The organism is Bradyrhizobium sp. 35 (genome assembly GCF_023073215.1).
GTDB lineage: Bacteria > Pseudomonadota > Alphaproteobacteria > Rhizobiales > Xanthobacteraceae > Bradyrhizobium > Bradyrhizobium canariense_D.
In genome coordinates this window covers 97,099-117,432 of the sequence record NZ_JADPJC010000010.1, presented here as the reverse complement: position 1 = coordinate 117,432, position 20,334 = coordinate 97,099, and the positions used below count along the sequence as shown (strand labels likewise).

22 protein-coding genes are annotated in these 20,334 nt (G+C 64.2%); 12 read left to right on the top strand and 10 right to left on the bottom strand.

Annotated elements, in window-relative coordinates:
* Window position 1 precedes the first annotated feature (1 nt).
* Entirely contained in the window at window positions 2-301 is a 300-nt protein-coding gene (locus tag IVB36_RS01220; protein WP_247390269.1) for a hypothetical protein, read from the top strand.
* 750 nt (window positions 302-1,051) lie between these two features.
* Here IVB36_RS01220 and IVB36_RS01215 read toward each other — a convergent pair.
* The 4 genes from IVB36_RS01215 to IVB36_RS01200 form a co-directional block, all read right to left on the bottom strand.
* Window positions 1,052-1,678, bottom strand: a complete 627-nt coding sequence (locus IVB36_RS01215) for a transglutaminase-like cysteine peptidase (RefSeq protein WP_026232931.1) — start codon at window positions 1,676-1,678, stop codon at window positions 1,052-1,054.
* A 331-nt stretch (window positions 1,679-2,009) separates the two neighbouring features.
* The gene (locus IVB36_RS01210; RefSeq protein WP_085396156.1) at window positions 2,010-2,621 is read right to left on the bottom strand and encodes a PilZ domain-containing protein; all 612 of its coding nucleotides are present in this window, start codon (window positions 2,619-2,621) and stop codon (window positions 2,010-2,012) included.
* A gap of 68 nt (window positions 2,622-2,689) precedes the next feature.
* Window positions 2,690-3,856 carry an MFS transporter gene (locus IVB36_RS01205; protein WP_247390266.1) on the bottom strand — a complete coding sequence of 389 codons (1,167 nt, stop codon included), beginning with the start codon at window positions 3,854-3,856 and terminating at the stop codon, window positions 2,690-2,692.
* Window positions 3,857-3,908: 52 nt separating this feature from the next.
* A complete protein-coding gene (locus IVB36_RS01200) occupies window positions 3,909-5,156 on the bottom strand; it encodes an MFS transporter (RefSeq protein WP_256467205.1) in 1,248 nt (415 codons plus the stop codon).
* A gap of 250 nt (window positions 5,157-5,406) precedes the next feature.
* Here IVB36_RS01200 and IVB36_RS01195 point away from each other — a divergent pair, with 250 nt between their 5' ends.
* The 4 genes from IVB36_RS01195 to IVB36_RS01180 all read left to right on the top strand — a co-directional run bounded on the left by IVB36_RS01195 (window position 5,407) and on the right by IVB36_RS01180 (window position 8,206).
* Window positions 5,407-6,558, top strand: a complete 1,152-nt coding sequence (locus tag IVB36_RS01195) for a zinc-binding dehydrogenase (RefSeq protein ID WP_204511595.1) — start codon at window positions 5,407-5,409, stop codon at window positions 6,556-6,558.
* 164 nt (window positions 6,559-6,722) lie between these two features.
* Complete coding sequence (locus IVB36_RS01190) at window positions 6,723-7,040, top strand: DUF5680 domain-containing protein (protein ID WP_247390264.1); 318 nt, start codon at window positions 6,723-6,725, stop codon at window positions 7,038-7,040.
* A 110-nt stretch (window positions 7,041-7,150) separates the two neighbouring features.
* The gene (locus IVB36_RS01185) at window positions 7,151-7,579 is read left to right on the top strand and encodes a VOC family protein (RefSeq protein ID WP_204511594.1); all 429 of its coding nucleotides are present in this window, start codon (window positions 7,151-7,153) and stop codon (window positions 7,577-7,579) included.
* A 114-nt stretch (window positions 7,580-7,693) separates the two neighbouring features.
* Window positions 7,694-8,206, top strand: a complete 513-nt coding sequence (locus IVB36_RS01180) for a hypothetical protein (protein ID WP_085385015.1) — start codon at window positions 7,694-7,696, stop codon at window positions 8,204-8,206.
* 37 nt (window positions 8,207-8,243) lie between these two features.
* On the opposite strand, the gene IVB36_RS01175 is transcribed toward IVB36_RS01180, so the two are convergent.
* Complete coding sequence (locus IVB36_RS01175; RefSeq protein WP_085361730.1) at window positions 8,244-8,597, bottom strand: cupin domain-containing protein; 354 nt, start codon at window positions 8,595-8,597, stop codon at window positions 8,244-8,246.
* A gap of 52 nt (window positions 8,598-8,649) precedes the next feature.
* Window positions 8,650-9,390 carry a metallophosphoesterase family protein gene (locus IVB36_RS01170; protein ID WP_085361731.1) on the bottom strand — a complete coding sequence of 247 codons (741 nt, stop codon included), beginning with the start codon at window positions 9,388-9,390 and terminating at the stop codon, window positions 8,650-8,652.
* Window positions 9,391-9,758: 368 nt separating this feature from the next.
* Between IVB36_RS01170 and IVB36_RS01165 the strand changes: the two genes are divergently transcribed.
* Entirely contained in the window at window positions 9,759-11,756 is a 1,998-nt protein-coding gene (locus tag IVB36_RS01165; RefSeq protein ID WP_247390342.1) for a DEAD/DEAH box helicase, read from the top strand.
* 32 nt (window positions 11,757-11,788) lie between these two features.
* Here IVB36_RS01165 and IVB36_RS01160 read toward each other — a convergent pair whose 3' ends face one another.
* Window positions 11,789-12,295 carry a GNAT family N-acetyltransferase gene (locus tag IVB36_RS01160; protein WP_085351133.1) on the bottom strand — a complete coding sequence of 169 codons (507 nt, stop codon included), beginning with the start codon at window positions 12,293-12,295 and terminating at the stop codon, window positions 11,789-11,791.
* Window positions 12,296-12,440: 145 nt separating this feature from the next.
* Between IVB36_RS01160 and IVB36_RS01155 the strand changes: the two genes are divergently transcribed.
* A complete protein-coding gene (locus IVB36_RS01155) occupies window positions 12,441-12,827 on the top strand; it encodes a hypothetical protein (protein ID WP_166517712.1) in 387 nt (128 codons plus the stop codon).
* A gap of 13 nt (window positions 12,828-12,840) precedes the next feature.
* Here IVB36_RS01155 and IVB36_RS01150 read toward each other — a convergent pair whose 3' ends face one another.
* On the bottom strand, window positions 12,841-13,395 hold the full coding sequence (locus tag IVB36_RS01150; protein ID WP_085351135.1) for a PAS domain-containing protein: 555 nt from the start codon (window positions 13,393-13,395) through the stop codon (window positions 12,841-12,843).
* 526 nt (window positions 13,396-13,921) lie between these two features.
* Between IVB36_RS01150 and IVB36_RS01145 the strand changes: the two genes are divergently transcribed.
* Window positions 13,922-14,698 carry a rhomboid family intramembrane serine protease gene (locus tag IVB36_RS01145; RefSeq protein WP_018455359.1) on the top strand — a complete coding sequence of 259 codons (777 nt, stop codon included), beginning with the start codon at window positions 13,922-13,924 and terminating at the stop codon, window positions 14,696-14,698.
* A 189-nt stretch (window positions 14,699-14,887) separates the two neighbouring features.
* The gene (locus IVB36_RS01140) at window positions 14,888-15,316 is read left to right on the top strand and encodes a CBS domain-containing protein (RefSeq protein WP_085351136.1); all 429 of its coding nucleotides are present in this window, start codon (window positions 14,888-14,890) and stop codon (window positions 15,314-15,316) included.
* A 16-nt stretch (window positions 15,317-15,332) separates the two neighbouring features.
* On the opposite strand, the gene IVB36_RS01135 is transcribed toward IVB36_RS01140, so the two are convergent.
* Window positions 15,333-16,373 carry a patatin-like phospholipase family protein gene (locus tag IVB36_RS01135; RefSeq protein WP_085361736.1) on the bottom strand — a complete coding sequence of 347 codons (1,041 nt, stop codon included), beginning with the start codon at window positions 16,371-16,373 and terminating at the stop codon, window positions 15,333-15,335.
* A 242-nt stretch (window positions 16,374-16,615) separates the two neighbouring features.
* Between IVB36_RS01135 and IVB36_RS01130 the strand changes: the two genes are divergently transcribed.
* Together IVB36_RS01130 and IVB36_RS01125 are read left to right on the top strand one after the other, a co-directional pair.
* Window positions 16,616-17,689 carry a hypothetical protein gene (locus IVB36_RS01130; RefSeq protein ID WP_247390260.1) on the top strand — a complete coding sequence of 358 codons (1,074 nt, stop codon included), beginning with the start codon at window positions 16,616-16,618 and terminating at the stop codon, window positions 17,687-17,689.
* A 312-nt stretch (window positions 17,690-18,001) separates the two neighbouring features.
* The gene (locus IVB36_RS01125) at window positions 18,002-18,283 is read left to right on the top strand and encodes a hypothetical protein (protein WP_018455363.1); all 282 of its coding nucleotides are present in this window, start codon (window positions 18,002-18,004) and stop codon (window positions 18,281-18,283) included.
* An 80-nt stretch (window positions 18,284-18,363) separates the two neighbouring features.
* Here IVB36_RS01125 and IVB36_RS01120 read toward each other — a convergent pair whose 3' ends face one another.
* Entirely contained in the window at window positions 18,364-19,356 is a 993-nt protein-coding gene (locus tag IVB36_RS01120) for a zinc-dependent alcohol dehydrogenase family protein (protein WP_247390258.1), read from the bottom strand.
* Between the two features lie 104 nt (window positions 19,357-19,460).
* Between IVB36_RS01120 and IVB36_RS01115 the strand changes: the two genes are divergently transcribed.
* The gene (locus IVB36_RS01115) at window positions 19,461-20,312 is read left to right on the top strand and encodes a LysR family transcriptional regulator (RefSeq protein WP_247390257.1); all 852 of its coding nucleotides are present in this window, start codon (window positions 19,461-19,463) and stop codon (window positions 20,310-20,312) included.
* The last annotated feature ends 22 nt before the right edge of the window (window positions 20,313-20,334 follow it).

Here is a 20,334-nt window from a genome sequence, read left to right as displayed (position 1 = left end):
GTTGCCGGTCTATCTCGGTAATGACTTAGAAGCGCAGAAAGCCATGCAGGCTTGGCTGGAAGCGAACCCTGATTGTGTCCAGTTGCGCCTGGACGTCATAGGGCCTGAGCAGCTTTTGACGAGATTCCTGGGTTTCGATGTAAGCGGCCGGTCTGCCGCAATGGACCATGGGCCGCTTTTGTTCGAAACGACCTGCTGTGAAAAGGAAAACATCACAGTGCGGCGCCTGTACCATGACTATGATGCGGCGCTCCGTCGTCATGCCGAACTGATTGAGATCAGCCGAAAAAGATTGCACTGACAGTTAGCCATACAAAACGGAATCAGGGCACTGTGACCCTGCTCCTCCGCGCTCAGCGCAACTGGTAAGCTCGCTCTAGACAACAAAGACGGGAGCTCTTGGCAGGTAACTGCCGAGAGCTCCTCAAAGCCCTCGGCGGGAGACTGCCGAGGGCTTTGCTGTCTTCAGGAGCAAGATTACCGGTTCGAGCCTTCAGGGACGATTCGTTCCGGCCTTGCGCCACGGCCGGCGTCGGCTCTGGATCAAGCGTGGCTTGTTGTGACGTAGCCGATCCGGCCGTGCAGATCCTTGCCGTTTGGAAGAGGGCCTTGGCCTCGGCGAGGCTGCGGGCGCCGCCGCGGCGCTCGATACGCTGTGGCTTACGACCGGCCGTCGATGCCACCAATGCCGACCGAGCGGAAGATCGAGTCCATCGTTAACTCGTTCCAGAAAGCGGCGTAGTCGTCGGGTGCGGTTCTCCGCCAATCAAGTACCGACATCGACCGATTGTGCATGGGAACGCAGAGAGAACAAATTCCCCCGTTTTTCCCCGTGTCGGCACGTCACGTTTGGGGAATGTTCCGTGTCGAAACGTTCCGAGACGTCTTCAGCGACGCGGCTAGGCCGCTTTGATTCCAAAGGAATTTGGCGGTTTTCCTGGGGCCGGCAAAGTTGCGGCCAGCCATTGGGGGATGGCTGGCCGCGCGCGAACCGGTCTGGGACGGGGAGGGGTGGGGATGTGACCGGGTCGCGTATCTCTTTCGTTTGTCTCTACTGATCCCTTGCGCTGGCGGTGGAGACCGCCGGCTTGGTGTCGCCGAGCGAGACCCAGACATTGGGATCGCTCTGCGACTGGCGCTTGACGAAGCGGTAGCCGGTCTCCGTCCAGGCAACGACGTTCTCGTTCTGATTGTCGAGAACGAACTCGCCCTTGTCGGTCTTCACCGTCAGCACCGCGTGTCCTTCGCCCTTCTTGTCGCGCACGACGGTGATGAGCAGGGCCTCGCGCGGCCATCCGGCATCGATCAGCATCTTGCGCTTCAACAGCACGTAGTCCTCGCAGTCGCCGTAACCGTCCGACGGCAGCGACCACTTTTCGATCACGCCCCAGTGCTCCTGGTCGGTCAAAGGCTTGACGGTCTCGTTGACCCAGCGATTGACCTTGACGAGGTCGCGCCATGCAGCCTGCGACATCACGATGTCACGCGGTTGCGTCGGTGCGCCCTGGCACTGAGCGGCATTGTCTGCACAGAACTCGACCCAGCCGATCGGCGCACGCGTGGTGTCGCCGAGGCTTGCGTAAAGCAGACGGCCTTCGCCGGCCTGCGCTGCCGCGCTCATTCCGAAGAGCATGGCGGCGAGCGCCAATCCCTTCCCCTGTCCCCTGAAATCAAACATTGCGGCCCCCGTTTCTTGTTGGGACCACATTGCGCAGGCAGCTTTTGAGTTGCCGCTAAGTCAGTCAAGTCAAGTCGAGACGAATGCAAGTAAAACACGCGGCGAATTCGATCTATACTTGAGTCAAACTTGAATAAAATTCGATATGACTGCAATTGATTCAAATTTTATGGGTTAACGCGGAAACGCTGGCGGAACCGTTGTTTGCACGCTCCCGCAGCCTCCGCGTTAACCCGCGCGAGCCTCGACGCCACCCATGAAAAAGGCGGCGTCCGCATCGCGGAGGCCGCCTTCAGTACTGGAAATGCAGTGGTTTTGGTGCCTTCGCGCTTTACCGCGCGGTAACGCTCTCTTCGAGAGTTTCAATTGGCTGGGAATGCATGAACTCGAGCGCGAAGCCATCTTCGAGGTTTCGGACCACGCGGCCCTGCACCCGGCCGAGCAGAACCGTCGATTTCAGCGGGGGGCGGTTCTCCGCGGCGATGGCGGCGCCCGACAGCGAGAGGTCGATGATGCGGCAGGTCATCTTGGTGCCGTCCTCGAGCGTCAGCACCGCGATCGGATTGCGCGGCACGATACGATCGTGGCGGCGGTCTTCCGGCAAATTGAGGATGTCGCGGTTGGCGAGCCAGGTCAGCTGTGCCGCAAGCTTGTCGCGCTTTCGCGGCGTGGCACCGACCGTCATGGCGAAGCCATTGTCGATGATGCGGGTGATCTTGCCCTCGACGCGGCCGATATGGTCGAGATAGGCGACCACGCGGTCGCCGACATTGCCGATGCCGGGGGCCAGCAGCGCCAGCCCGCCCGGCGACATGTTGATCACCTGGCAGGGGAATTCACGGCGGTCCGGCAGCATGTAGCGGCCGAGCAGGTGAACCTTCACCCGCTGGAAACGCCGACGTTCCTCGGCGGCCGGAAGAAATCTTTTGTGCGCCAACGCCATTTTCACAACCCGCCCCCCCGCCTGGCGGAGTCCGGGACGACCCTAAGGTGCACAGGGTTAATGCCGCGTTAGGATCGGGCGCGGCGATGACGAACAGACACAATGCGTTCGAAAAGCCACATCAGGGGCGGGCAGGCCAGCACTGTCAGCGCGCCGAGGTCGAGCGCGACCGCGGCCGTGCCGGCCGATTTGGCGAGCCGGCCCGCCACCGCCGGTCCTAGCATCATCGCGGCATAGAAGAGAGTGTAGAACACGCCCATCCCGATCGCCCTGGTTTCCGGCACGAGCACGCGGGCGGTCAGGCTCATGATCGGCCCGGCCGGATGGCCGCCGATCAGGCCGATCAGGACGAGGATCGTGATCACGGCGTCGGACCGGGTCAGCCAGGCCAGCAGCCCGGCCACCACCAGGCTGGCCACGATAGCCAGCACGAACGGCCGCTTGAAGCGATCGGCGAGATAACCGCCTGCCGGCACCGAGATCACCGACAGCCACATCACGAGGCTGATCGCCGATCCCGCCGCGGCAATGCTCCAGCCGCGCTCGGCGAGCAGCGAGGGGCCGAACGAGAAGATCATGGCGAAGCCGACATTATAGAGGCCCCAGATCGCGCCCGCGACGATCACCGCCAGAAGCGCGAGCGGATCAAGCCGCCCGGAGCCGGCCGCGCTGGCGGTTGCTCCCGGCGGTGCTTGGTAGAACGTGATCAGCACAATGCCGATCGCGGTGAGCGAGCCGGCCACGAGGAACACGGCGCCCGCGCCATAGGCCGTGCCGATCGCCGGCAGCACCAGCAGCGAGATCGCAACGCCGGCCGGCCAGGAGTTGACGAAGATCGCCATCGCGGTAGCGATCTCCTTCCCCGCAAACCAGTCGGTGCCCATCTTGGTGAGCTGCACGGTCAGCAGCACGCCGCCGGCGCCGGAGGCGAGCCGGCCCGCCATCTGCCAGCCCCAGACGTCGGTGGTGGCCATGACGAGACTGCCCGCCGTCATCAGCAGCAGCGCCACGATCGTGGTGGGCTTGTCGCCAAGCGTCCGGCCAATCGCGCCGCCCGGCAGCGCCAGCACGATGCCCGGTGTGAAATAGAGTCCGATCAGGATGCCGATATCGGCGAGCCCGACGCCGAAGCCCTGCTGCAGCAGCGGCGCGACCGCGGCCACGCTCTGGAACTGGAATGCGATGGTGAGGCGAACGACGAACAGGATCGCAAGTATGCCCCAGCGATTGCGCAACGCTTCATCTCCCCAAACCCTGTATCGAGCGTGCGGTGGGGAGACGCCGGAGTCAACCGGCCGTCTTCCTCGTCGCGCGCCCATAGAGGAGACATAGCAGCGCCAGCAGCACTGCGGCTGAGAGCCCGAGCGACCAGTGAATGCCGATCGCCGCACCGAACAGCCCGACCGTGATGCCGCTGAAGGCCCGCATCCCGAGCCCGGCCATATTGTAGAGGCCGACGACGCGACCGCGAATGTCGGACGGCGCGTTCAACTGCACCAGCGCCTGCGCCATGGTATTGAACGACAGCTCGAAGAAGCCTGCAAAGAACAACAGCACGATCGCGACCGGATAGATCCGCACCGAGGCGAAGCCGAGCAGCGCCACGCTCCACAGCATGGCGAGCATGATCGCGGTGCGCGGCGTGCCCTTGAGCCGCCCCCAGGATTCCAGCGCGATGCCGGCGAGCAGTGCGCCGGCGGCATCGGCCGCGAGCAGCACGCTGTAGGAGATTCCGGGATCGCCGTGGCCGAGATCGCCGGCAAAGCCCGGCATCTGGGCGTGATAGGCATTGCCGATCATGAAGGAGGTGAGGCCGGCAAGCCAAGTCATCGCCGTCAGCACCGGCTGCGTGCCGATGGCGCGGATGGTCAGCATGATGTCGGCAAGGCCGCGCACGGCGAAGCGCCGCATCGCGACACTCTTGTCCCGCACCGGCGCCCAGAACAGCCACAGCAGCATCGGCAGATAGAACAGCGTATTGAAGATGATGCCGTGCGAGGTGCCGAGCGTCAGCATGATGATTCCGCCGACGGCAGGTCCGACCAGAATGCCGAGATAGCGCGCCATCGCATTCAGCCGCACCGCGCTCGGAAGATCAGCGGGACCGACGAGATCGTAGAGCAAAAGCTGGTTCGGCGTCTGCCACAACACGCCGGCGCAGCCATGGACCACCAGCAGCAGCATGGCGTGCCACATCTCGATGGCGTCGGTGATGAAGAAGAAACCCCATCCGGCCGAGGCAACAATGAACAGCAGCATGCCGCACTGGATGATGCGGCGCGGATCGACCCGGTCGGCCAGTCCGCCAACCGCGACCGAGAACAGCAGGAACGGCAGCCAGTGTGACAGCACCGCAAAGCCGGCCAACGCCGGCGAATGGAATTTCTGGAACACCACCCAATAGCTGATCACATGCTCGATATTGTCGGCCATCATCGCCAGCACGTAAGCGATGAACTGGAGCCGGTAGGGCACCGACCTCATCGCTGCGAACGAGCCGGACGCGACCACGGGATTTTGAGGGAGGGGGTTCAAGCGGGCACCTGGGGTGGGACTTTGGCGCCGTGCCTACACGTTCGCCGTCGAGCGCTCAAGGCACTTGGGTGTGTGGAGACCAGGGTCCCGTAGCCCGGATGAGCGAAGCGATATCCGGGAATGCTGGCCCCGCATGTCGCTTCGCTCATGCGGGTTACGAGACCGCGGCTTGGCACCAGCGCGCATCTCACATACGCTTCGCTTCAGCCCGCACCAATCAATCATAACAGACGGGCATCGAGGACACGCCATGGACCAGATCCGCGTCTGCACCCACGCAGGGCCGGGCAGCGAGCCCGTCATCCGCAGCGTGCCGTGGCCGAAGGTCGGCAAAAAGGCCGCGCTGATCAAGGTCGGCGCGTGCGGCGTCTGCGGCACCGACCTGCACATCCTGAAAGGGCACTGGCCGAAGCCGCTGCCATGGCCGTTCACGCTCGGCCACGAGCTCGGCGGAATCATCGTCGAATGCGGCGACGAATTCACCGAGGACTTCATGAGCAAGCCGCTCAAGGTCGGATCAAAAGTGATGATCCCGCCGCTGATGCCCTGCGGCAGCTGCTATTACTGCATCCATTATCCCCTGACCGCCAACAAATGCCTGACGCCGGTCTATTACGGCCGCTATCTCGGCTTCGACAAGGCGCCTCACATGTGGGGCGGCTGGGCCGAATATGTCTATGTCGATCTCGACATGCTGCCGGGCACCAAGATCTACAAATTGCCTGACGACATGTCGCTGCGGTTGGGTGCGCTGTCGGAGCCGCTGACGTCCTGCATCCGCGCCTTCAATCGCGCCAGCCGCGCCGGCGGTTTTTCCTGGGGCGACACTGTGGTGATCCAGGGCTCGGGCCCGATCGGCATTCTCGCGGTCGCCGCCGCGCAGGAGATGGGAGCAGGGCGCGTGATCTGCGTCGGGGCGCCGGAGGAGCCGCGGCTCAAGCTCGCGCGCGAGTTCGGCGCCGAGGCGACGGTGAACATCGAGGAGATCAAATCGCCCGAGGCACGCATCGCGCGCGTGCGCGACATCGTCGGCGGCTTCGGCGCCGATCTGGTGATGGATTGCTCGGGCCATCCCTCCGCCGGCCCCGAAGGCATCGAGATGCTGCGCGACGGTGGCACTTATGTCGAGATGGGCCAGTTCACCGACGCCGGCTCGATCGAGACTTCATGGCACCGCATTTGCACCAAGGATATCAACGTGCTGGGCTCCTGGGGTTTTACCGCCAACGATCTGCCGCTCGGCGTCGACATGCTCCATCGCACGGCGGGCAAATATCCCTGGCTGAAGATGCAGACAATCTATCCGTTCACGGAAGAAGGCGTCGCACAGGCGGTCAGGGATGCCATGGCGATGAAGACGGTGAAGTCGACCATCGTGCCGTGGCCGGAACTGGTGGAATAACCGATGTCGTCCATCCCCGGGGATCTCGCAGCGTTCCTGGTCGAAGCCAAGCGCCATACCTATGCGGGGATGGGCGACGACGCCACCGCCGCTCCGCTGCTCAGAGGCTCAAAGCAGCTCGAGCATCGTGCGGCACCTATGCCTATCGCGATATCTATTTCGGGATGGGGTTTTTCGTTGGCCAAGAAACCGTGTCCCGGGATGACCGCGTCGTTTGGTCGATGAGCTACAGCGGTGGCGTCCGTGCGGAGATCACGGATCGAGACATCTTCCTCGCAATCTACAAATTCCTGGGTCAGGCGTTGCTGGATGTCAGCGTCGAGTATCCGTTTCGGGGCCCGCATCTGTTCGAGCAGGCAGGCATGATTTATCGAAACGAGGTCGAGGGCGCGCTCGATCGTTTCCACGGTGTCGAGACGATTGCGCGGCAGGATGGCGTGCCGCTCTATGCGGTCCGTTACAGTGGCGGTTTGTTGCGATAAAGTCTCGCGAGCCCTGTAGCCCCGGACGGAGCGCAGCGTAATCCGGGATTCTCGCCTGGGGCTCCCCGTATTCCGCTACGCTCCATACGGGCTACGGGCCGGCGTTTTGAATGAAGGACGAGATGACAACCGAACCGATCCAACGCACCCGCTCGCCCTTCCGCGCCATCCGTGCGATCGACTACACCGTCATTTTCGCGCGCGACATGGTGGCGATGCGGCGCTTCTACCAGGAGGTTCTCGCATTTCCGCTGCTGCGGGAGCTGTCGCCGGACTGGATCGAGTACGGCTTGGGCCCCAACACGCTGGCTCTTGCAAGGCCAAGCCGGACCGCGGCTGACGCGCCGACGCCGGCAGGCAGTGCCTCGCTGCAACTGGCCTTCAAGGTGTCCGCGGCCGAAGTCGATGCGTGTGCCGACGAACTCGCACGCCACGGCGTGGCGCTGCTGTCACCGCCGACGAACCAGTCGTTCGGGCATCGGACGCTGTTCTTCCGCGACCCCGACGGTAATCTTTTGGAGATCTATGCGGAGATCTGAACCGGGCAGCGGCGGGCCCGTACACGAAAAGTTCCATCGAAAATCCGCGAGTTATTCAAGCCGGGGTGAAACTTAGGCCCAGGTTACGGCTTTCAGTTCACGGGAGAGTTCATCGTGAAGCAGAACCTGAAGCCCCTGACCTACATCGCGGCCGCCATCTACTTCCTGGTGGATGCGGTCTTCATGGCCGTGGCGAGGCCAATCTCGCGCTGGATCGGGCGGCATCTCCAATTGAAGCGATTGCGGGGCTGGATCAGATCGCTGTCGCCTTATTGCTCGCTCGCCTTGTTTTCGGTACCCGTCATTATCCTGGAGCCGGTCAAGCCCGTGGCAGCCTATCTCGCGGCGACCGGGCAAATCGTGATGGGGGCCGTGACTTTTCTTGTCGGCGAACTGCTTAAGCTGGTGCTGGTCGAGCGCCTGTTCCATCTCACGCGCGACAAGCTGATGCGGATTCCGGCCTTCGCCTGGGCCTATGGGAAGTACTCCGAGGTGAAGGCGTGGCTGCAGGCAACCGACGCCTGGCGCGCCATCCGCGCACTGAGCCGCGCGGCCAGGGACACTCTTGTGCGGGCAAGAGCTAGACTGGTCGGCGGCTTCAGCAGCCTGGTGACCTCCAGGGATTAAGGCTGCAGGCATAGAGCTGCGCTGGGCGAGTTGCCATCTATGCGAGCTTGCGGTCCGCGGCGGTGGCCTTGTCGCCCGTGTTCGGCGTGCCGGTCGGCTCGATGAGCAGGAGATGAACTTCCTCGCGCGCGACCGGGCGATGCTCGACACCTTTGGGCACGACATAGAGTTCGCCCGGACCAAGCGTCACCGTGCGATCCCGTAATTCGATCTCCAAACTGCCTTTCAGGACGAGAAAGAAATCGTCGGTGTCGTCATGCTTGTGCCAGGTGAATTCTCCCTTCACTTTCACCACCATCACGTCGCAATCGTTGAAGGTCGTGATCGTGCGTGGGGACCAGAAATCCCCAAATGTCGCGAGCTTGTCGGCAAGCGAGATTCCGTCGGCCATGTGTTCTCCCGTTCTTCCGTGCGGCACAATTTGGGTCGAGCGATGCCAGCAGTTATTTGACATATCCCGACGATATGGCCTGCGCCCATTTCGGGTGGTCGTTGGCGAGGGCACGGGACGATGCGGCGTCCCAATCGTATTCGAGGGCCAAGAGTTCGGCCTGCCAGCCCCTTTGTCGCTTCGTGAGGATTGCATATCGCGCGTGCGGCGAGCGGTATTCCAGGTTTGCGGCAACGGGAATGTCTGCGAAGACCGGGCAACCAACGCTCCCTGGATTGAGAACCAGACAGTCATGAGGTCCGTGAACGACGGCCTGGCGGTGGCTATGACCACACAGCACCACACGCGCCGTCGGCTCACTCGCGAGGCGCATTGCCAGCACGTCGCGGCGTGCCGGTACGAAGCGGCCGTCGTCGAGCGTTTCTTCCAGCAGGCATGTCGTATCGTTCTCGGGCGTGCCGTGGCAGGCCAGGATCCCATCGTCCAGCCGTATTTGGGAAGGCAGGCTGTGGAGTGCGAGACGTTGCTCCGCAGTCAATGCGTTGCGCGCAAACAGACCCGCCGACGAGAGCTTGTCGTCCGGAAACTCCTCAATCCAGCGATCATGGTTTCCGCGTACGGTCGGCAACGACAGCGCCTCGAGCGCTTCGAAAGTCTCTTTCGGCCACAACGGGCTGGTGACGCAATCGCCAAGGTTGACCGTACGATCGACGCCACGCGCCTTGATGTCGGCCAGCACCGCCTCGAGCGCGGCAAGGTTGCCGTGGATATCGGAAATGACTGCCAATCGCATCGTCGTGCTCCCTAGTTCAATCGGCCTGAGCTTAGCCCTGTTGTGCGTCTCCGGCAGCTTCAACCGCGCATAATTTAAGCGAGGTGGCCGTGAAAATCTGCAGCCTCGCCCCAAAATCCCGCTATATGCAGTAAAATGCCCCGAAAACGCTGGATGTAGTGGGTCGAGCTGGCCAGTAAGCTTCTTCTCGGCATCACCAAAGCCATGCGTCATAGGCATGGTGATTTGCCCGCACTTGGCGTAAAGAGCGTCCAAATCAGATCACCACGCGTGCGGCTGGACCATTTGCCGCCTACGCAGCTTCAGGTCGCGCGGCTCGACGTTCCGCGCCTGGACCAACCAAGGTTTATCCCGTGTCTTTTCCGACCATGAGTGCGCCGCTCGCCCGAGCTTTGGCCGAGCGCAATTACGACCGTCCGACCCCCGTTCAGCTCGCCGTGCTCACGGACGAGGCCGCTGACCGCGATCTCTTGGTTTCGGCACAGACCGGCTCCGGCAAGACCCTGGCCTATGGGCTCGCCATGGCCAAGGACCTGTTGGGCGACGCCGAGCGGTTCGAGCGGGCGGGTGCACCGCTTGCCCTGATCGTGGCGCCGACCCGCGAGCTTGCCTTGCAGGTCCATCGCGAGCTGGCGTGGCTGTACGAGCATGCGAGCGGGCGCGTCGTCTCCTGCGTCGGCGGCATGGACCCCAGGCGCGAGCAGCGCGAGCTTGCGGCCGGCGCTCATATCGTCGTCGGCACGCCCGGCCGGTTGTGCGATCATTTGCGCCGCGGCCGTCTCGACATCTCGGAATTGAAGGTAGTCGTGCTCGACGAGGCCGACGAGATGCTCAATCTCGGCTTTCGCGAGGACATGGAGTTCATCCTCAAGACCACGCCGGACACGCGCCGCACCCTGATGTTCTCGGCGACGTTCCCGCGCGGCATCGTCGCGCTGGCCAAGCAGTATCAACAGCGGGCGTTCCGGATCGAGGTCGCCGGCGACGAAGGCGGTCACGCCGATATCGAGTACCGCGCGATCCGGATCGCGCCCGGCGATGCCGAGCACGCCGTCGTCAACGTGTTGCGCTTCTACGAGGCGCCGAGCGCGCTGGTGTTTTGCAGCACGCGCGATGGTGTCCGGCATTTGCAGGCGGCGCTGCTGGAGCGCGGCTTCTCCGTGGTCGCTTTGTCAGGCGAATTGACGCAGAACGAGCGAACCACGGCGCTGCAGTCGCTACGGGACGGACGCTCGCGCGTCTGCGTGGCGACCGACGTCGCCGCGCGCGGCATCGACCTGCCGAGCCTCGACCTCGTCATTCATGCCGACCTGCCCAACGACGCCGAGGTCATGCAGCATCGCTCCGGCCGCACCGGCCGCGCGGGCCGCAAGGGGACGAGCGTCATGCTGGTGCCGCCCGTGCGGCGGCGGCGTGCGGAAATGCTGCTGAACGTCTCGGGCATCGACGCGGTCTGGGGGACGGCGCCGCAGCCGGATGAGATCCGCAAGCTCGATCACGAGCGCATGAAGGACGTGCTGTTCACGGAGGAGACCACCGCCGACGATCTGGCGCTGGCGCAGGCGCTATTGGCCGAGCGGTCGGCCGAGGAGATCGCCGCGTCACTCGCACGGCTCTATCGCGCGCGGCTGCCGTCGCCCGAAGACATTATGGATCCCGGCGAGCGGAGCAGTCGGCCGCGCGAGGATCGCGGCCGCAATGATACGCGCGCACCGCGCGACGATATCCGCGCATCGCGTGGCGATGATCGGCCCGAAAGGGCGCGGCCCAAAGCGGGAAAATCGTCGTCGAAACATGGCATGGCGGATGGCAGCGTCTGGTTCCGGGCCAACATCGGACGAAAAAAGAATGCGGAAGCGCGCTGGCTGTTGCCGATGATCTGCCGCCGCGGCGGCATCGACAAGAACGACATCGGCGCGATCAAGATCATGGACACCACGACCGAGTTCGAAATTTCCGAGCGGGTCGCGGAATCCTTCGCCGTGAAGATCAAGCGTCCGGACAAGGAAGACAATATCCGCCTCGAGCCGATGGCGGATGCGCCGCAGCGACAGGCGGCTTCGGAAGAGCGGCCCCACGCGCCGCGGCGCGAGATCGGCGACAGCGATCATCGTGAACGCCAGGGCGAACGCGCGCGCGAGCCGAACGGGTTCAAACCGCAAGGCAAACCTCACGGCAAGCCACACGGTAAACCGCACGAAAAGCCGTACGGCGAACGCACACCGAAATTCGACGATGCTCCTTCCTTCGCAAAGAAGAAAAAGCACAAGAACAAGCCGGGCCACGCTGAGCCCTCGGTCACGTCGTGGTCTGAGAAGGGCGCCGCCGGGAAGAAGCCGAAGACTAAAAAGAAGCATCGCGCCTGACGGCGGCCTACCGGCGTCGACGGGGAGGGGCGTTACGTCGCAGCGAGGTCGCGCAGCATGTAGGTCGCGCTGTCGCCGTAGGACGCGAGTTTCGCCCGCAGCTCCGCATCCGCCGTGACCGGCCGAAAGCCGAGACGCTCCCACAGCGGCCGCGTGGCGTAGACCGACACCAATGCGAGCGTCGCGATTCCTGACGCGCGCGCGAGCTGTTCGGTCGCAACGACATAGTCGCGCGCGACGCCGCCGCGAAAGTCGGGCAGCACCGCGATGTCATGCAAATAGAGGCAATCCGCACCGCCGGGCAATTGCTCGAGGAAGCCGTCGAGCGGCGGAATCCGGTGCTGGATCCAGGGATGCGCGAAACCATAGCCGACGATCCCGTCGTCCGCGACAAGCACGCGGCAGCCATCGGGATAGAGCCGCATCTTTTCCGCGAACACCTCAGGGCTTTCAGGCAGATCGGGATGGATCCGTGCTGCGATCTTGCTGATCGCCGGCAGATCGGGGGCGCGCGCGGGACGCCAATGCGGCTTGCTCATGTCGATCCGTCGTCCATCTCCATCATCCCAGTTTATTCCGATGCGACGAGGCTTGCAGCGAAAAATATCTTTGCCGCGATCTCAGGAATACGACGGCTCGCGCGGCGTCCTACCCATGCAAGCCCATTGCCTGACAGGAGAGACCATGACGTCATCGATCCGCCTCGCGCTCACGCTCGCAATATCGCTGGCGCTGCTTCCCGCTGCCTTCGCGGCACCGCCGACCAAGACCGGCAAGACCGACAAAGGGAACGTGCTTACCGACCCCAAGGGCATGTCGCTCTATACTTTCGACAAGGATGCTGACGGCAAGTCGGCCTGCAATGGTCCGTGTGCGACCAACTGGCCGGTGCTGAAGGCCGAGGCGAGCGATGCGGCCGCCGACGGCTACACCGTCATCACGCGCGACGATGGCTCGAAGCAGTGGGCCTACAAGGGCAAGCCGCTCTACACCTTTGCCAAGGACACCAAGCCCGGCGACGTCACCGGCGACGGCTTTCTGAACGGCGCCTGGCATCTGGCGATGCCGTGAGCAGGGTGCACTCCTAGCGCAGCCCCTCATAGACCATCAGCCCGCGTGCGATCTGCAGCTTGCGGATCGCGCGCGGCAGCAGTTTTTCCGGCTGGTGCAGATAGCGCCAGGAGGTGAGGGCGAACGGGCCCAGCGCGCCGCATTCGTCGTCGAACGGCGCGAGCACGCCCGTCACGCTCACCGGTGTATGCGGGCGGGCGTTGAACGGCAGCAGCAGCAGCTCGAGATGCGCCTTGCTGCCGTCCTCGCGCGCGGCGGTGACGCCGGCGATTGCCCCGAGGCTCTCGTCGGCGACGATGGTCGTGATCTCCTCGATCTCGCGGCGGCTAGCCTCGTTGAACAGCGCCGCAAAGCTCGCATCCTTGAGGTCGCGCCCTGCGAGGGCGCAGACGCGCGTGCCGGCGACGCGGAACGGAAAGCCGAGATGGGGCTCGCAGGAGAGCACGAAGATGTCACCGAGCAGGCCGCGCACGGCGGCCGGATCGATATCGGCCCGGTCAGGGGCCCGCGCGGTGCCCCGCTTGGTGTCCCAATATGCGAAGAACTCGCGGCTCGACGGATGTTTCATGGCTGAACGCTTACCCCGGGGCGCAACCTCGCGGGACAAACCTGTCCCGCTTCAGTGCAGCCGCGATCCCTGTGTTGTTGTGCAGGAGGGGCTTTGCAGCGTCCATGCCGCAGCGGCATTTTCGGTGCTCCTGGCGCTGCCTTTGCGTCGTTAACGTTAAATTAACTATGCGCTTTCCGTGCACCGCCCCGCTGCTATGGTGATCGCGGTCGCAAGCCTCGCCGCTTTTCTCCAGGTTCTCGGCGAGGCCTGTACACAGGCGTCAAACAGTTTGGTCACCGGCCGCGGGGAGGGGTGGGGATACTCCCGTCTCTCTGGGTACCGGAAGTCCGACACGGATAGGCAGGGCTTTCCCAGGGCCCTGCCTTTTCCTTTTGTGCACTTGCGCAGCGCGGGCAAAGGCGACTATCTCCAAGGCCTGTCGTGAAGCCTGTCGCTCCGATCGCGCCTGAAAGCGAAGCCGCCCTTGGAATTCCCGCCAAATTCTCCGCCGCAAGATCCTTCGTCGCAAGATGCTTCGCTGGGGGTGCCGGCCGTCGTTGAGGAGGCTCCGCGCGAGCCGATCCTGACGCTGCCGTTCGCGCTGACCGCCTATATCCTCCTGCTCGCGGTGATCCATCTGCGGGTGCTGCTGCCGCCGGAGCTCGAGAACTGGACCATCGACGTCTTCGGCTTCATCCCCAAGCGCTACGATTCCTCGCTGCTCAATCTGGAGATCCCCGGCGGAGCCGGCGCCAAGGTCTGGACCTTCGTCACCTATTCGCTTCTGCATGCCAATCTCACCCATCTCGGCTTCAACGTGCTGTGGCTGTTGCCGTTCGGCAGCGCGCTGGCGCGGCGCTTTGGCGCCATCAGGTTCTTCCTGTTCCTCGCGGTGACGGCGGCGGCCGGCGCGCTCGCCCATCTCGTCACCCATGAGCACGCGGTGGCGCCGATGATCGGCGCCTCGGCCTCGGTGTCCGGCGCGATGGCGGCGGCGATCCGCTTCGCCTTCGTTCGCGGCAGCTTCCTGTCGTTCAGCCGATCGGATGCCGATACCGCCGCAAGAGTTCCGGCGCTGCCGCTGTCGCGCGCGTTGCGCGACGGGCGGGTGCTCGGTTTTCTTGCGGTGTGGTTCGGCGTCAACATCGTCTTCGGCGTCGGCGCGATCGGCGTCGACAGCGAGACCACGAGCGTCGCCTGGCAGGCGCATATCGGCGGCTTCCTTGCCGGCCTGTTGCTGTTCGCGCTGTTCGATCCGGTGCCGCGCGTGCGAAGTGATGCTGCGGATGCGTCATCACGGGACATTTCAGACCGCATTTGAAGCGGCGCTTGCGGCGCCGCCCGAATTCATCCATCATTCCCGAGAAGAATGTTCCGAAGCGACAGGCCGCTAGCGGCGATGCTTCGCAAAGCGCCTGAACGTGAAACCGGCGCTGAAACTGTTAGTTGAAGACTCGAAGAACAAGTCCGGACCGCGAACAGCGGACGGTTGCGATTCAGGGAGGCGACAATGACGGTACGTTCGATTCTCAACACCAAGGGCCACCAGATCATGAGCGTCGAGCCCGACGCCAAGCTGGCTGCCGCGGTCAAACTGCTCGCCGACAAGAAGATCGGCGCGGTGCTGGTGATGAACCAGAGCCGGCTGGAAGGCATCCTGTCGGAACGCGACATCGTCCGGGTGATCGGCGAGCGCGGCGCCGGCGCGCTGGAGGAGCCGGTCTCGCAGGTCATGACCCGCAAGGTGGTCACCTGCAAGGAGACCGACACGGTCGCCGAACTCATGGAGATGATGACCACCGGCAAGTTCCGCCATCTGCCCGTGGTCGACAACGGCAAGGTGGTCGGCCTGATCTCGATCGGCGACATCGTCAAGCGTCGGGTGCAGGAATACGAGGCCGAGCAGGAAGCTCTGCGCGACTACATCAAGACTGCCTGATCAGTAGACCGCCTGATCAGGCCTGCTGGTCGGCTTTGGGCGCGGCGCCCTCGGGCGCGGGCGCCAGTTCGTGGATTGCCTCCTGGATGGACTCCAGCGCACGCTCGGCTGCGCGGGTGCCCAGCGCGATGAGGTCTTCGGAGCGGTGGAAATCGAACCAGCCGAATTGGCCGATCCGCGGTGTGATCAGCATGTCGGGCGGATCGCCGGCGAGGCGGGCCCGGGTGATACGGTCCTGCATGATGTTGAAAGCGTCGACCATCACCGAGGAGAGGCCGGGCCGGGCGCTGCCGCCGCCGAAGAACTCGCGCTTCACCGTCTTCTCAGGCGAGAAGAATCTCGGGAAGCGCCGCTTTGACGCCGGCTCTTCGGTCGCGGGGATCACCGGTTCAGGCATCGCGCCGTGCGAATAGACCGTCGTCGAATAGGTGAAGATGTCGCTGGAAAGATTTGCGGCGATGACGATTTCCGCGCCGAGCGCGCGGGCGGCCGAGACCGGCACCGGGTTCACCAATGCGCCGTCGACCAGCCAGCGATCGCCGATCAGGACCGGAGAGAAGATGCCGGGCAGCGCGTAGGAGGCGCGCATCGCGTCGACCACGCGGCCGCGCGTCAGCCAGATCTCGTGGCCGGTGCGGACCTCGGTCGCGACGGCGGCGAACTTGACCGGGAGATCCTCGATCTGGCTCTGGCCGCAGGCAGCCTCGAGCCGGGTCGCCAGCTTCTCGCCGCCGATCAGGCCGGAGCCGTTGAGGCGGATGTCGAGATAGCCGAGGATGTTGCGCATGCCTTGCAGGCTGCGGCCCCATTCTTCCAGCGTATCGAGCCGGCCGGCTGCATAGAGGCCGCCGACCACTGCGCCGATCGAGGTGCCGACCACGACGTCAGGCACGATTCCGTTGGCGAGCAGGGTCCTGATAATGCCGATATGAGCGAAGCCGCGCGCCGCGCCGCCGCCGAGGGCAAGGCCGATGACCGGCCGGCGGATGCTGCCCAAGCCGACTTTCTCGCCGACCTTATCGCTGTTCGAACCCCGACCCTTCAATATGTCCAGCACCGAAACTCTCCTACGCCGGGACCCGCCGTCAGACTAGGCACCGCACTCGCGCTCCGCCAGAACCGGGCCGAAGCATGGTTTATGCCGGTTTGGGAAGCGCGCGGGGCAGGAGTATGGCGAGGGACGGGTGCCCCTGGGGTAATCACGCAGGCGTCAGCCGGGTTCCAAAGAACCGTATTGGCCGTATTTCCCGGGGATCCAGAGGCTTGAATTTGCCGCGTTTTCGGTGAAAAGCAGGTGGCATGACTCTCGGGGGTGACGGCATCATCGGATGGCGGCGCAGCACATCGCTGCTGCCGGTGCTGGTCCTTGCTGCCTGCCTCTATACTCTTAGCCAAAATGCTGCGCAGGCGCAGCTTTTCTCCGATCGTCCGCCGCCGGTGCCGCCCGCTTCGGTGCCCGATCCCGGCGGTGCCGTCAGTCTGGCGCCGCCCTCCGGCCCGGGTGCCGGACCGCCGAGCCTGCCGCCGACCCTGTTGCAGCCGACCACGCCCAGCATGCCGCCGCCCGCGGTCACGACTGTGCCATCCGCCCCGCCGCTCAACGCGGCGGTGCCCGGACAGGGCGTGCTGTCGCTGACCGCGAAATACGGCAAGGACACCCCGCCGATCACCAGCGGCCTGGTCTGGCGCGTGTTTGCCGATCGTCCCGACGAGAACGGCACCTTCAAGCTGATTCGCGAAGATCGTAATGCCACGCCAAACATCGTGTTGCCGCCCGGCAATTACGTCGTGCATGTCGCCTTTGGCCTCGTCAGCGCGGTGCGCACCGTCAGCCTGAAAGCCGAGACCGATCGCGAGTCCTTCGTGCTGCCCGCCGGCGGCTTGCGCATCGAGGGCCGCGTCGGCACCAGTCGCATTCCGCAGAACCAGATCTCGTTCGCGATCTACAAGGGGAGCCAGTTCGAATCCGGCGAACGCGCCTCCCTGGTGCCGAACGTGGCCGCCGGCGACGTCGTGCTGCTGCCGGAGGGCACCTACTACATCATCTCGAATTACGGCGACGCCAATTCGGTGGTGCGCTCGGACATCCGCGTCCAGGCCAGCAAGCTCACCGACGTCACCATCACCCACCGCGCTGCCGTCATCACGCTCAAGCTCGTCAGCGACAGGGGCGGCGAGGCGCTCGCCAACACCGCCTGGTCGGTACTGACCCCGGGCGGCGACGTCATCAAGGAATCGATCGGCGCCTTTCCCCGCGTCGTGCTCTCCGAAGGCGAATACCGCGCCATCGCCAAGAACGAGGGCAAGGTCTACGAGCGCGGCTTCAATGTCGTCAACGGCGTCGACGGCGAAGTCGAGGTCGTCGCGCGGTAGTGCTTGAGCGGTGATGCCGCATGCGGCCCGACGCTGGTCTTCGTGCCTGGTGAACACTTCTCATTCAGCGCATGGATTCCCATATCTCATTACCGCCAGTCCCGTGTGCGAAAGCAGATGCTTTCCGCTGCTCCGCTTGCTGTTGCGATTGTTGGCGTTTCGATTTGAACAGCTCTGGCAGCGCTACCAAGCAGGACCGATCAACACCGGCACCGCCGGCTTATTCCAGCGGCGCCGCGACTTCCTCACAGCCGGTGCAAGATACCTATTTCCGATAATCAATTTTATTCGCTTTCCATCCTGCCGCGTTATATGTCGGACATCACTCCAACGGGGGAGGCCGGAGCAGGCTCGTGCGTCTGCGAGACCGGCAAGGAGCAGGGGACCAAGCTCGTCGGCATGTTCGAAGTGATCCTCACCAGGCGTAAGCGGTTCGGCTGGCGGTGGCAGGTGTGCGACCAATCCGGCAAGAAATTTGCCGATGGCTTCGAGCGCACTCGGCCGTCCGCCAAATATCATGGCGAGCGCGCATTGTTCTTTCTGTTGTCGCAGGCCCATCTGCGCAACCGCTTGGCGACGTCCAGCGAGGACTAGTCGGGACTGCGCGTGCGGGTCTCCGCCGCCCCGCCTTGCGCCTCATCCATCGGGGGGAGGGGACTTCTCTGCGAGCGCCGTCAGATATCCACGACGAGCTTGCCCTGCGTCGCGTGATCGCGGATCAGCGCATAGGCGTCATCGACACTCTCCAGCGTGAAGTGCCGCGGATCCAGCAGCGGCAAGAGCTTGCCCGCCTCAACCAGGCGAGTGGCCTCCGCCATGATCTCTCCGTGATGCGCGCGGCCTTCGCCTGACAGCAGTGGCAGCAGCGTGAACACGCCGGAATAGGTGGCGGCGCGGAACGAGAGCGGCGCAAGCCCATGCGTACCCCATCCGAGCGCGCTCACGACATGACCGAAGCGGCGTACGGCTTCGAAGGAGGCGTCGAGGACCTTACCGCCGACGGTGTCGTAGACGACGTCGAAGCCGCGGCCGCCCGTATGCTCTGCAACATAAGTCGCGATGGCGGTGTCACGGTCGATGAAGGTTGCGCCAAAACCTTCGATGGTGGCGCGCTGCGATGCCGAGCCGGTCGCGAACACATCTGCTCCGAACGCGCGCGCGATCTGGATCGCGATGTGGCCGACGCCGCCTGCGCCGCCATGGATCAACACCTTCTGGCCGGCCTTCAGCGCCGCGCGGTCAATCAGTCCTTCCCAGGACGTGATGAAGATGAGGGGCAGGGCAGCTGCCTCCCGCATGCTGAGATTGGCAGGCTTCAGTGCCAGCAGGTCGGCGTCGACAGCGGCGAATTCCGCGAGCGATCCCTGTACACCGCCGACGCCTCCCGTCATGCCATAGACCTCGTCGCCCGGCTTGAACCGCGAGATGTCATGTCCGGTCTGCTCGATCACGCCGGCGAGATCCAGTCCGAGAATCGCAGGCAGCGGATGGCGTGCATGCGCCGCGGCACCGGCATGGATCTTGGTGTCGAGCGGATTGACCCCGCTCGCGCGGATTCGCACCAGCACCTCGCGTGGGCCGATCTCGGGCGTGGAGATCGTTGAGAGGCGCTGGCGCGCGTTGTGGGACTCCAGGACGGCCGCGCGCATGGTCGATAGTCTCGTCATGATCGTCTTGCTCCGTTGGTGGCCCCAATATGCTCATGAATTTTTGCATGGGAAGGAATGAGAATGTACGATGTCCGTGCGTTTTTGTATGAGGGAGGCTTCCGGTGGACTGGAGTGATCTGCGCATCTTCCTGGCGATTGCGCGCGAAGGCACTCTCGGCGCGGCCGCGCGCAAGATCGGCCAGACCCAGCCGACGATGGGACGGCGACTTCGCGCGCTCGAACAGTCGCTCGGGCAAACGCTGTTCCAGCGTACGGCGGATGGTTTCGTGCTGACCGACGAGGGAACGGCTGTGCTGCGCCATGCCGAGCGGATCGAAGAGGAGGCGCTCGCCTTGGAGCGGCGTGCGTCCGGTGCGGAGACGCAGCTCGATGGCTTGCTGCGTCTGTCGTCGTCGGACTGGTTCGGCACGGTAATACTCTCGCCGGTGATTGCCGCTTTTGGCAAGCGCCATCCCAAGGTGACCGTCGAGCTTCTGACCGATGCGCGCCTCTACAGCCTGCCGCGCCGCGAGGCTGATCTCGTCTTCCGCATCAAACCGTTTAGCGAGCCTGAAGTGATCTCCCGAAAGCTGCTCCACATTCCCTACGCACTCTACGGCAAGAAAGGTAGCAAGCCGCCACGCGCGGGCGACGGAAGCGGTGTCCGCGTTGTGACGATGAATACCGAATTCGCCGACATGCCCGATGCCCTGTGGCTGAAGTGCACGCTGCCGAATATGGAAATCGCCTCGCGCAGCAACAACAGGCAGGCGCAGGCGGAGCTTTGCGCGAGCGGCGGCGGGCTCGCGGTGCTGCCGCGCCCGCTCGGCGACCGCGACCGCCGGCTGGTCGCGCTCGACATCGGCGCGACGCCACCCGGCCGCGACACTTTTGTGGGTTATCATCGCGATCTCAAGCGCCTCACCCGCCTGCGCGCGCTGCTCGATCTCGTGATCGAGCGATTGGCAGGGTGATGGCTCCTGACACGCTGCCGTA

Excerpts from the sequence above, each read along its gene's own strand:
- IVB36_RS01215 (WP_026232931.1), bottom strand. The coding sequence starts at position 1,678 with ATGTTTGATTTCAGGGGACAGGGGAAGGGATTGGCGCTCGCCGCCATG.
- IVB36_RS01210 (WP_085396156.1), bottom strand. The coding sequence starts at position 2,621 with ATGGCGTTGGCGCACAAAAGATTTCTTCCGGCCGCCGAGGAACGTCGG.
- IVB36_RS01195 (WP_204511595.1), top strand. The coding sequence starts at position 5,407 with ATGGACCAGATCCGCGTCTGCACCCACGCAGGGCCGGGCAGCGAGCCC.
- IVB36_RS01190 (WP_247390264.1), top strand. The coding sequence starts at position 6,723 with ATGGGGTTTTTCGTTGGCCAAGAAACCGTGTCCCGGGATGACCGCGTC.
- IVB36_RS01185 (WP_204511594.1), top strand. The coding sequence starts at position 7,151 with ATGAAGGACGAGATGACAACCGAACCGATCCAACGCACCCGCTCGCCC.
- IVB36_RS01175 (WP_085361730.1), bottom strand. The coding sequence starts at position 8,597 with ATGGCCGACGGAATCTCGCTTGCCGACAAGCTCGCGACATTTGGGGAT.
- IVB36_RS01170 (WP_085361731.1), bottom strand. The coding sequence starts at position 9,390 with ATGCGATTGGCAGTCATTTCCGATATCCACGGCAACCTTGCCGCGCTC.
- IVB36_RS01165 (WP_247390342.1), top strand. The coding sequence starts at position 9,759 with ATGAGTGCGCCGCTCGCCCGAGCTTTGGCCGAGCGCAATTACGACCGT.
- IVB36_RS01160 (WP_085351133.1), bottom strand. The coding sequence starts at position 12,295 with ATGAGCAAGCCGCATTGGCGTCCCGCGCGCGCCCCCGATCTGCCGGCG.
- IVB36_RS01155 (WP_166517712.1), top strand. The coding sequence starts at position 12,441 with ATGACGTCATCGATCCGCCTCGCGCTCACGCTCGCAATATCGCTGGCG.
- IVB36_RS01150 (WP_085351135.1), bottom strand. The coding sequence starts at position 13,395 with ATGAAACATCCGTCGAGCCGCGAGTTCTTCGCATATTGGGACACCAAG.
- IVB36_RS01140 (WP_085351136.1), top strand. The coding sequence starts at position 14,888 with ATGACGGTACGTTCGATTCTCAACACCAAGGGCCACCAGATCATGAGC.
- IVB36_RS01130 (WP_247390260.1), top strand. The coding sequence starts at position 16,616 with ATGACTCTCGGGGGTGACGGCATCATCGGATGGCGGCGCAGCACATCG.
- IVB36_RS01125 (WP_018455363.1), top strand. The coding sequence starts at position 18,002 with ATGTCGGACATCACTCCAACGGGGGAGGCCGGAGCAGGCTCGTGCGTC.
- IVB36_RS01120 (WP_247390258.1), bottom strand. The coding sequence starts at position 19,356 with ATGACGAGACTATCGACCATGCGCGCGGCCGTCCTGGAGTCCCACAAC.